The organism is Longimicrobiaceae bacterium, from assembly GCA_035696245.1.
In the GTDB taxonomy this organism is placed as follows: Bacteria; Gemmatimonadota; Gemmatimonadetes; order Longimicrobiales; family Longimicrobiaceae; genus DASRQW01.
Genome location: DASRQW010000242.1, coordinates 1 through 10,592 on the forward strand (window position 1 = coordinate 1; position 10,592 = coordinate 10,592).

A 10,592-nucleotide genomic window follows, 5' to 3' on the forward strand; every position below is an offset into this window, starting at 1 on the left:
GCCAGCGTGCTGGCCATGCGCGGCAGCATGTTCGCGGCGCGGCGGGTGGGGACGGCGGCGTTGGGCGTGGCGGGCGTCTACGCCGCGGCGCTGCTGGGGTTCTCGGCCGCCAGCGCGGACCGCGTGGTGGAGCCGGGCGGCGAGAAGATCTTCTGCGAGATCGAGTGCCACCTCGCGTACTCGGTCGCGGGCGTGGAGCGCGCGGCGGCGCTTGGCGGCGAGCGCGCGAACGGCAGCTTCGCGCTGGTCAAGCTGCGCGTGCGCTTCGACCCGCGCACCATCTCCCCCACGCGCGGCGACGGGCTGCTCTACCCGAACCCGCGCGCGGCGGCGCTGGTGGACGAGTCCGGCCACACGTTCGCCCCCTCACCACGCGGCCAGCTCGGGTTGGAGACGGCTCGCGGCGCGCAGACGCCGCTCTCGCAGCCGCTGCGGCCGGGCGAGTCGTACGTCTCCACCCTCGTCTTCGAGGTCCCGGCGGACGTGCGCCCGTCGCGCCTGCTGCTCACCGAATCCGACGCGGTCACGCACCTGCTGGTGGGCCACGAGAACTCGTTCTTCCACGGCAAGTCCGCGTTCCGCCTACCCGCCGCCTCGGCCGTCGCGTCCCCATCCGCAGACGAGGGGGCGTCGTGAAGACCTACGACGCGGTGGTGATTGGCGCGGGCCTGGCGGGGCTGCAGTGCGGGCGGCTGCTGGGGCGGCGCGGCTTCGCGGTGCTGCTGGCGGACGCCAAGCCGTCGGTGGACCGGTCGATCCACACCACCGGCATCTTCGTGCGGCGCACGCTGCTGGACTTCGACATCCCGGACGACTGCCTGGGCCCGGCGGTGCGGCACGTCACGCTGTACTCGCCCGCCGGCCGCGCGCTGCCGCTGGAGAGCCCGCACGACGAGTTCCGCGTGGGCCGCATGGGCCCGCTGTACCTGCGCTGGCTGGCGGACTGCCGCGAGGCGGGCGTGGAGTGGGCGCCCGAGACGCGATTCGCCGGGCTGGAGATGGACGGCCCCGAATCCGTCGTCCACCTGGAAGGCCCCCGCGGCCCGGTGGCAGTCCGGGCGCGCTTCGTGGTCGGCGCGGACGGGGCGACGTCGCGGGTGGCGCGCGCGCTGGAGCTGGACGAGAACACGGAGTGGATCGTAGGCGTGGAGGACGTGCTGCGGGGCGTGGATGCGGGCGGGCCGCCGTGCTTCCACTGCTTCCTGGACCCCGAGGTCGCGCCGGGCTACATCGCGTGGCTGGTGAGCGACGGCGAGGAGGCGCACCTGGGCGTGGGCGGCTACGCGCGGCACTTCCAGCCGCTAGACGCGCTGCGGCGCTTCCGCGCGATGGCCGAGCGCCGCTTCGGGCTGAAGGGCGCGGAAACGGTGGAGCGGCGCGGCGGGCGAATTCCCGTGGGCGGCGTGCTGCGCCGCATCGCGAACCGGCGCGGGCTGCTCACGGGCGACGCGGCGGGCGCGGTGTCGCCGCTCACCGCGGGCGGGCTGGACCCGTGCCTGCGCCTCTCCGCCCTGGCCGCGCACGTGGCGGGCGACTTCCTGGAGACGGGAGATGAGGCCGCGCTCGCGCCGTACTGCGGCGACCGATTCCGGGCGCACTTCCGCACGCGCATCGCCATGCGGCGCGCCATCGCGGCCGTGCGCAGCCCGCTGCTGCTGGAGATGGCGTGCGCCGCGCTTCGCTCACCCCTGCTGCGACCGCTGGCGGGCGGCGTCTTCTTCGGCCGCGGCTCGTTCCCGGACGTGGATCCCGGCCCGCGCAGGCTCGTACACCGGCCGGGAGATGGAGGGCGGACGGTCCGCGCCGCATCTACCGAACGCCCGGCCGTGCATCTCCCGGAAGCGGTGGAAGCGGAGGTGGCGCCATGACGGGCGATGCGGAGGCGATGGAGCTCGCCCCGGCGGCCGCCCGGCCGCTACCGGTCATGTCGCCGCGGACGCGAACCGGCCTGTGTGTCTTGGCCGCGGCCGTGTCGCTGGGCGTGGCTGCCGACGTGCTGCTGCGGCCCATGCCGTGGGGGCTGAACCTGGCCTTGTGGATGCTGGAGGTGTGCGGCGCGACGCTGGCGGTGGAGCGCTGGTCCGGCACGGAGCGGGCGGCCGCGGGCTGGATGCCCGGCGCCATCGCCGTCTCGCTGCTCATGGCGTGGCGCGACTCGCCGACGCTGAAGGCGCTGGACGTCTTTGCGCTGCTGGCGGTGCTGTGCCTGGCGGCGTTCCGCGCCCAGGGCGGCCCGGTGGTGCTCGCGGGCGTGGGCGACTACCTGCTCTCGCTGGTGGCGGGCGCCGGCTACGCCATCGCCGGGGCGGTCCCGGTGCTGGGCTACGACGTGAAGTGGGGCGAGATCCCGCGCGGCGGGTGGTCCGGCCGCGCCGCCGCCGTGGTCCGCGGGCTGCTGTTCGCCGCGCCGCTCCTCCTCGTCTTCGGCGCGCTGCTCGCCGCCGCGGACGCGGCGTTCGAGGGGCTCCTGACCGGGCTACCGGGCATCAGGATGGACGTGGTGATCGGCCACGTGGTCATGGCCGGCGTCTTTGCCTGGCTGTCCAGCGGGTTCCTGCGGGCGCTGTTCGTCTCCGGGAGCGCGGTCGCGAAGGCGAAGGCCGCTCCCGCGCCGGGCTTCCGCATGGGCGTGGTGGAGGCCGGCATCGTGCTGGGGACGCTGAATGCGCTCTTCCTGGCGTTCGTGGTGGTGCAGATGCGCTGGTTCTTCGGCGGGGCGGGCGTGGTGGCGTCGCAACCGGGGCTGGGGTACGCGGAGTACGCGCGGCGCGGGTTCTTCGAGCTGGTGACGGTCGCGGCACTGGTGCTGCCGCTGCTGCTGGGCGTGCACTGGCTGCTGCGCGGCGACGGGCGGGGCGAACGGGCTTTCCGCTGGCTGGCTGGCGTGCAGCTCGGCCTCCTCTCCGTCATCATGGCCTCGGCGATGTGGCGGATGTGGATGTACCAGGCGGCGTACGGCCTCACCGAGCTGCGGCTGTACACCACGGCGTTCATGCTGTGGCTGGCCGTGGTCTTCGGCTGGTTCGCCGCCACGGTGCTGCGCGGGCGCCGCGACCGTTTCGTCTTCGGCGCGCTGGTCTCGGGCGCGGTGACGCTCGGAGCGCTGCACCTCGCCAGCCCGGACGCGGTGATCGTCGCTGTGAACGCCAACCGCCCGGACGCCGAGCAGCGCTTCGACGGCGCGTACGCGTCTTCGCTCAGCGGCGACGCAGTGCCGGGCGTGCTGCGCGCGCTGCCCCGCCTGAACGCGGACGAGCGCTGCCTGGCCGCGAAGAGCCTGCTGAAACAGTGGGCCCCTTCGGCAAGGACCGACTGGCGGGCGTGGAGCTGGGGAAGCTGGCGCGCCCGGGGCGCCATAGCGCGCCACCAGCCGGAGCTGCGCGCCGCCTGCACCCCGGAGATCGAGCAGCGCCTGCGAGACCGCCAGCAGGCGGAGCGCGAGCGTCGCACCGCGCCGATTCCCCTGCCGCAGTCCGAGACTGCGGACGAACACGCGGCGGGGGCCGAATAGGAGCACGAGCCCGGCTGACCCAGCGCATTGGGCGGGGGATGCACGGCCTCGCATCCGCCGAGGCGATTCGGAGAGCCGAAAGATCGTCTGCCGTACCACATCTACCGAATACAAAAGCGAGCCGGCCTGCGCGATGTCGGGCCGGCTCGCCGGCGTTGGAATCTCTCGTGCGTGTGCTGGGTTCGGCGGGGTGCGGGATGCACATCTACGGTCCGTCCCGATCCGCATCTCTCGACGAGCCCGTACGAAACGCTTGCGCGGATGGGGATGTGGTATATTTTAAGCTAGGTGAAAAATTGGATTAGAAATCCAGCAACTTTCTGCAAGCGATAGAATGTCCCTGCCACAGATCGAGGAGCCGGACGACCGCGGACCCGAGCCGGGATGGCGGCGGGCACGCGTGACGCCCAGCCTGGCCGAGGTGTACCGCAGCGTTCCGGTCACGGGAACCACGCGCTGGCGCAAGTTCCTGGCGTTCGCCGGGCCCGGCTACCTGGTGGCCGTGGGCTACATGGACCCGGGCAACTGGGCCACCGACCTGGCCGGCGGCAGCGCGTACGGATACCGGCTGCTGTTCGTGATCCTGCTGTCCAATCTGCTCGCCGTGCTGCTCCAGGGGCTGGCGTCCAAGCTGGGCATCGTGACGGGGCGCGACCTGGCGCAGGCGTGCCGCGACCACTACAGCCGGCCGGTGGTGTGGTTCCTGTGGGTGATCTGCGAGCTGGCGATCGCCGCGTGCGACCTGGCGGAGGTGATCGGCAGCGCCATCGCGCTGAACCTGCTCTTCGGGCTGCCCATCGCGTGGGGCGTGGTGCTCACGGCGCTGGACGTGCTGGTGGTGCTCTTCCTCCAGCAGAAGGGCTTCCGGGTGCTGGAGGCGCTGGTCATCACCCTGGTAGCCACCATCGGCATCGGGTTCCTGTTCGAGATGGTGCTGGCCCGGCCCGACGTGGCCCAGCTGGTGCGCGGCTTCGTGCCGCAGGCGGAGGTTCTCCGCAACCCGGGAATGCTGTACATTGCCATCGGCATCCTGGGCGCCACGGTCATGCCCCACAACCTGTACCTGCACTCCAGCGTGGTGCAGACGCGGCGCTACGAGCAGAGCGCCGCGGGCAAGCGCGAGGCGGTGCGCTACGCGTTCCTGGACAGCACCATCGCCCTGTCGCTGGCGCTGTTCATCAACGCCGCCATCCTGATCGTGGCCGCGGCCACCTTCCACACGTCTGGGCACTCCGACGTGGCGGAGATCCAGGACGCATACCGGCTGCTCACCCCGCTGCTGGGTGGCGGGGCCAGCATCGTGTTCGCGCTGGCGCTGCTGGCGTCGGGCCAGAACAGCACGCTCACCGGCACGCTGGCCGGCCAGATCGTGATGGAGGGCTTCCTCAACATCCGCCTGCGGCCGTGGGTGAGGCGCCTGATCACCCGGGCCATCGCCATCGTGCCAGCGGTGATCGTGGCGCTGATCTACGGCGAGAGCGGCACGGCGCGGCTGCTGGTCCTGAGCCAGGTGATCCTCTCGCTGCAGCTCTCGTTCGCCGTCTTCCCGCTGGTGCGCTTCACGTCCGACCGGCTGAAGATGGGCGAGTTCGCCAACGCCGGCTGGCTGCGCGCGCTGGCGTACCTGGTGGCGTTCTTCATCGCCGTCCTCAACCTGTGGCTCCTCGTGCAGACCTTCCGCGGCTGGCTGGGGTGACCATGTACAGGCGCATCCTCGTTCCCCTGGAGAACAGCCCGTACGACCGGGCCATCGTGGAGCACGTGCGGCGCCTGGCGTCGCTGTGCCGCTCGTCGGTCGTGCTCGTGCACGTGGCAGACGGCTGGGTCGCGCGAAACCACCACCAGCTCAACCTGCGCGAGAGCGAGGAGATGCAGGCCGACCGGCGCTACCTGGAGGAGACGGCGGCCTCTCTGGCCCGCGACGGCCTGGAGGTGGAGTCGATCCTGGCGAGCGGTGACCCGGCGCGCGAGATCGTGGACGTGGCGGGGCAGGAGGGCTGCGACCTGATCGCCATGTCCACCCACGGCCACCGCTTCGTGGGCGACGTCCTGTACGGCAGCGTGGCCAACGCCGTCCGCCATCACTCCACGCTCCCCGTCCTCGTCGTCCGCGGCAGCGCGGGTCCGGAGCCCGGGCCGCACTAGCACACCGTGGCGAGACACGACGAAGCAGCACCCGGAAGCAATCGCGTCCGGGTGCTGTTATTTTCGGTAGATACGATGCATCCGTCGAACGACTCGGACGAGGATCGGGACGGAAGATGCGCAGCGGTGTATCCGCTTCGGCCAGGGTCGCTGGACGCCTTTCGGAAGATGCGCGGTAGCCGGATCCGCGAGATGCGCGGCGGCGGCGCGTAAGGCCGTGGCATCGCCCTGGCGGGTGAACCCGCGGGGCTACAACCGCGCGAAGGCCGCTTCGTGGCCTGCTGCCGGACCATCCCGTCGCAACCCGTCGCCCCGCCCAGCCGAAAATCGGATTGGTGCAATCGCGCACGTCGAGTCGACCGTCAGCGGCCGCGGCCGCGACACCTTGCGGTTGATCTCCGGAGGGAGATTTGCGCGGTTGTTGCGCGGGTTCAACCTCCAGGCTCAGCTATCCCCGGCGCTGGGGCTCGCCACCACCACCACCACACATCTACCGAACGACAAACGCAGTTGCAGAGCTTTCCGCTGACACCGAACGACGTGCCGTGCGCCACGCCCGACCTGGGCATCGAGCTGTGCGGCGAGCGGGTGTACCTGATGCCGGAGCGGGCGCTGTTCCGCGAGCGCACCGGAACCCTGCTCGTGGCCGACGTGCACTGGGGCAAGGCCGCCACCTTCCGCGCGGCCGGCATCGCCGTCCCGGGCGGCACCACCACCGAGGGGCTGTCGCGGCTCACGGCGGCGCTGGAGCGCTCCGGGGCGCGGCGGCTGGTGTTCCTGGGCGACCTATTCCACGCCCGCGAGGGCCGCGTGGAGCGCACGCTCGCCGCCGTGGCCGAGTGGCGCGCCAGGCATGCGCACGTGGAGATGTCGCTCGTGCGCGGCAACCACGACAAGCACGCGGGCGATCCGCCGCCCGAGTTAGGCATCTCGTGCTGCACGCCGCCCTTTGACGCGGCGCCGTTCGTCTACCGACACCACCCCGACGAGTCGCCGGACGGCTACACGCTCTCCGGCCACGTGCACCCTGCCGTGCGGCTGCTGGGCCGCGGGCGCCAGCGGACGAGGCTTCCGTGCTTCTACTTCGGAGCGCGGGTGGGCATCCTGCCCGCGTTCGGCAGCTTCACCGGCGTCGCCGAGGTCACGCCCGGCCCCGGCGACCGCGTGTTCGTGCCGCTGGACGACTGCGTGATCGAAGTCACTGGCTGAAGCGGACCGCGCCCGCCGCTTGTAGGCCCTCCCGCATGGCTGCGACGCGCGGCTAGGCGGAGGATGGATGGCCGGCGCTCGCGTCCCGAGCCCGTCAGCCGTCGTGATCGTCGCCGCGGTCGCGGGCTTCGCGCGGGCGGGGCGGGGAGGCGTCCGGCCGGGGCCACGTCTTCTTCACGCCCACGATGAAGAGGAAGAGCGCGCCCGCGCCCAGCACCAGCTTGGTCTTGGACATTCCCTCTTTCTTCGGCTGCCTATCGGGCTTCTCGGCCATGGGTGGTGCGGAGATGCAGGGTGGACGGGCGCCGCGCCCCGGCGGGCGCGCGCCAGCAATATGCCGACGCCACGCCCCCGCGCACCAGTCGCCCCGGCGCGTGGTGCGCTGCGGGAATGTGAATGCCCTCGTGGCACGTCCGCTGTCCCCAGCGGTGCCCTCCCTCGAACCGTCCAGCCCGCGCATCTACCGAGAACATGCCTGCGGGACGAGAATCGTCCAGGCGGGATGGCTTGCCTTGTTTGCTCCACGCCGCAATCATAGGACTTGGGCGCTCGTCCCAGGCGCCGCTCCACCTGTGGTGAAAGGCGTGCGGCGTCCCGCTGCCTGACGAGCTCCCGGCCGGCCCGGGCTCCGGCAATCTCCGCCACATCGCATCTACCGTCCCGCCCGTAGTTGCATCGCGCAGCAGAAGCGCAGGCGTAGCGAAGCAATCCTGCTCAACCTCGTTCGGCATTTCCGCCGATGTGCGGGGAAGGCATCCCGCGTCCGTCCATTCCCACGTCACATCACCCGAGCTGCCCCGCAACCCCACACCACACGCAGGAGGAGAGATGTGCAACCCCGATTGGTCCCGGATCTTCACGCCGTCGGAGCTGGTGGTCGACGTCAGCGCGGACGACGGCGCCGAGGCGGTCACGACGGTCATCGCGGTCGTGAACGGAAACAGGACGCAGCAGACGGTGCAGGGAACGGCGGAATTTCCGCTGCGGTTCCCCATCGGGCCCGGCGACTCGTACCGCGTAGAGGTGGTGGTGGGGAGCAGCGGCAACCCGGCCAGTGCGGTGGTGACGTCCCAAGTCGTGGGCACCGACCCCCGCGGCCCGGACGTTTGCGTGCTGCGCGTGGATGCCGACAACCCCAGTGCCGACAACGTCATCAAGGCCAAAGGAAAGGCGGGATGATGCGCGCCCTCGCCCTCGCCGTCGCGGCGGCCTGCGTTGCGGCGCCGCCGCTCCGGGCGCAGCAGCCGGTCGCCTGCCAGGCCGATCGCACCATCACCGACTGCTACTCGCGGAACCGCGGAACCGGAGGCGCGGAGGTCCCCGACAGCATCCGCAAGCAGGCTCTGGCGGACGCGGCGCAACGCCTCCAGGCCAAGCAGGCGGGGCCCGACCTGTCCAGCGCGGGCCCGCTCGCGGCCATCGCCGACTTCCTCCCGCGCCTTGCGACCGAGCTGCTCGCGCCCGTCTCCGGCGGTGCGGACGCGCCGGACCTGGGGTTCAAGGCGAACCTGCCGCTGAACCAGGGCCCGCTCATCGACCTCGGCGCCACGCTCCAGGGCGCCGTGGTGATCCACCAGGCCGTCGTCAGCCCGCGGCTGCTGGACTCGGTGCCGCCCGCACTGCGCGCCGCGGCACAGGCCCGGCTGGAAGCGGACCTGGAGCCGTACGACGACGCCACCCTGACCGCGAGCCTGAACCTGGAGAACCAGCGCTTCGGGCGTAGCCTGCGGCAGCACCGTGCGGAGATCGGCTCCCTCTTCGTTGCCCTGGCCGGCGCCGACAGGGCAGGTGACCAGAGCCGCGTGGAACGGGCCGACGATCGTTACGACGCGTTCCGCAATTCGCTCGAAGCACGTGCGGAGAGGCGCGACACCCAGTGGTTCGAGGCGACGCGCATCGGAACGCCTGAGTGCACGCTGCGCGCGGGCCCATCCGCCCCGGGGCCGGCGGACGTGGGCGAGTTTCCGGTCGCGTGTCTCTCGCCCGCGGGCCGCGAGGCGCTGGAGGCGGAGATCGGGCTGCTCGCGGGGGCGGTCGCGCGGAACCGCGCCGCGCGCGACGAGCGGCTGAAGGCGTCGGGGTTCACGCATCTCGCGCAGCTCGTGAACAACCAGCCGCAGCTCAACGCCGCGTGGGAGTACCATTCGCGGCGCGGCGTGGTGGGGCCGAACGAATGGACCGGCCGCGCGCGCTTCGAGCTGGGGTTCGCGAACATGAACGGCCTGCGGCGAAGCTGCGGCGGCAAGGTGGACCCGGCGTGCCTCTCCAAGTACGTGAACGATCCCGCGGTGCGCAGCTCCCTCGCGCGCGGCGACCGGATGTTCGTGCAGCTCGACGTGACGCGCCGCAACACGTGGCGGTTGTCCATCCCCCAGGACTCGGTGGATATCCGTCTGGCGAGCGCGACGACGCTGGCGGCGGGCGCGGGCTACGGTGCGTACATCGGCAACCCGGAGGACGGCGAGAACCGCGACCGGCTGGACGGGCAGGCGAAGTGGGACTTCGCCCGCAACGACGCCGCGCGGCAGAACCGCTTCGTCGCCAGCCTCTTCTACACGCGGCACCTGACCGGCCAGGCGTCGGCCCTCATCGGCCTGTCGTACGCGAACCGGCCGGAGTTCCTGGGCGACGTGGACCGGAAGCTCCGCGCCAACCTGGGCCTCACCTACAAGCTGAACCAGAGCGCCGAGAGCCTGACCGGAACGTCGAAGTAGCCGAGCTCTCTCCGATGGATGGAAGATGATCGAAGGGCGGCGTCCACGCGGGCGCCGCCCTTCGTCTCGTGCACCGTGGGCTGGCGAACGCACGGAATGCCGGGTAGTCTCTCCCGAGTCTTCCATCGAGAACTCGGTAGAGATGATGATGAACATCCTGGTCCTCAACGTCGGCTCGTCGTCGGTCAAGTTCCAGCTGGTGCGGACGGACGAGGCGCGCTTCGCCGGGAACGCCGACGAGCGGCTGGCGCGCGGGCAGATCGAGCGCATCGGCGGGGAGGCGGTGTGGAGCTTCCGCGCGGCCGACGGGCCCACCGTGCGCGGCACGGCGCCGCTGCGCGACCACCGCGCGGCCGTGGAGTACGTGCTGGAGTGGATGACATCTGCCGAGAGCGGCGTGCCCATCGGCAGCGTGGCGGAGATCGGCGCGGCGGGGCACCGCGTGGTGCACGGCCGCGAGCGGTTCGTGCGCTCGGTGGGCATCGACGACGCGGTGCTGCGCGGCATCGAGGAAACCATCGAGCTGGCGCCGCTGCACAACCCGGCCAACCTGAAGGGCATCCTGGCCGTGCGCTCGGTGCTCGGGCCGGGCACGCCGCAGGTGGCGGTTTTCGACACCGCGTTCCACCACACGCTGCCCGAGCGCGCGTTCCTATACGCCATCCCCTACTCGCTGTACCGCCGCCACCGCGTGCGCCGCTACGGCTTCCACGGCACGTCGCACCGCTACATCTCGTACCGGTGGCGGCAGCTCACCGGCCGTCCGCGCGAAGGGTCGCGGCTGATCACGCTGCACTTGGGCAACGGCTGCTCGGCGTGCGCCATCTCCGGGGGCGAGAGCGTGGACACGTCGATGGGCTTCACGCCGCTGGAGGGGCTGGTGATGGGCACCCGATCCGGTGATCTCGATCCCGCGATCCTGGACTACGTCGCGGTCAAGGAGGGCCTGTCGCTGCCGGAGGTGGAGTCGCTGCTCAACAAGCAGTCCGGGCTGCTGGGCATCTCCGGCCTCA

At 71.7% G+C, this 10,592-nt stretch carries 10 protein-coding genes; 9 read left to right on the forward strand and 1 reads right to left on the reverse strand.

The features are described 5' to 3' along the window. From VFE05_11530 to pdeM, 6 genes are all read left to right on the forward strand, one after another. Positions 1 to 636, forward strand: a 636-nt coding sequence (locus tag VFE05_11530) for a hypothetical protein (protein ID HET6230691.1), incomplete at its 5' end; no start/stop codon positions are given. Beyond that, the gene (locus VFE05_11535) at positions 633 to 1,868 is read left to right on the forward strand and encodes an NAD(P)/FAD-dependent oxidoreductase (protein ID HET6230692.1); all 1,236 of its coding nucleotides are present in this window, start codon (positions 633 to 635) and stop codon (positions 1,866 to 1,868) included. The genes VFE05_11530 and VFE05_11535, both read left to right, overlap by 4 nt. After that, complete coding sequence (locus VFE05_11540) at positions 1,865 to 3,511, forward strand: DUF4173 domain-containing protein (GenBank protein HET6230693.1); 1,647 nt, start codon at positions 1,865 to 1,867, stop codon at positions 3,509 to 3,511. Before VFE05_11535 ends, VFE05_11540 begins: the two co-directional genes overlap by 4 nt. A gap of 334 nt (positions 3,512 to 3,845) precedes the next feature. After that, positions 3,846 to 5,207 (forward strand): Nramp family divalent metal transporter, encoded by a 1,362-nt coding sequence (locus VFE05_11545; protein ID HET6230694.1) that lies wholly within the window; start codon positions 3,846 to 3,848, stop codon positions 5,205 to 5,207. Positions 5,208 to 5,209: 2 nt separating this feature from the next. After that, positions 5,210 to 5,656, forward strand: a complete 447-nt coding sequence (locus VFE05_11550) for a universal stress protein (protein HET6230695.1) — start codon at positions 5,210 to 5,212, stop codon at positions 5,654 to 5,656. Positions 5,657 to 6,166: 510 nt separating this feature from the next. Further along, positions 6,167 to 6,865, forward strand: a complete 699-nt coding sequence (gene pdeM, locus VFE05_11555) for a ligase-associated DNA damage response endonuclease PdeM (GenBank protein ID HET6230696.1) — start codon at positions 6,167 to 6,169, stop codon at positions 6,863 to 6,865. A gap of 94 nt (positions 6,866 to 6,959) precedes the next feature. Here pdeM and VFE05_11560 read toward each other — a convergent pair whose 3' ends face one another. Beyond that, positions 6,960 to 7,100, reverse strand: coding sequence for a hypothetical protein (locus VFE05_11560; GenBank protein HET6230697.1), 141 nt, complete (start codon positions 7,098 to 7,100; stop codon positions 6,960 to 6,962). Between the two features lie 593 nt (positions 7,101 to 7,693). On the opposite strand from VFE05_11560, the gene VFE05_11565 reads away from it, so the two are divergent. The 3 genes from VFE05_11565 to VFE05_11575 form a co-directional block, all read left to right on the forward strand. Beyond that, the gene (locus VFE05_11565; GenBank protein ID HET6230698.1) at positions 7,694 to 8,044 is read left to right on the forward strand and encodes a hypothetical protein; all 351 of its coding nucleotides are present in this window, start codon (positions 7,694 to 7,696) and stop codon (positions 8,042 to 8,044) included. Further along, positions 8,041 to 9,579, forward strand: a complete 1,539-nt coding sequence (locus VFE05_11570; GenBank protein HET6230699.1) for a hypothetical protein — start codon at positions 8,041 to 8,043, stop codon at positions 9,577 to 9,579. Before VFE05_11565 ends, VFE05_11570 begins: the two co-directional genes overlap by 4 nt. 142 nt (positions 9,580 to 9,721) lie before the next feature. Further along, positions 9,722 to 10,592 (forward strand): acetate/propionate family kinase (locus tag VFE05_11575; protein ID HET6230700.1); only part of this gene is annotated, 871 nt, incomplete at its 3' end.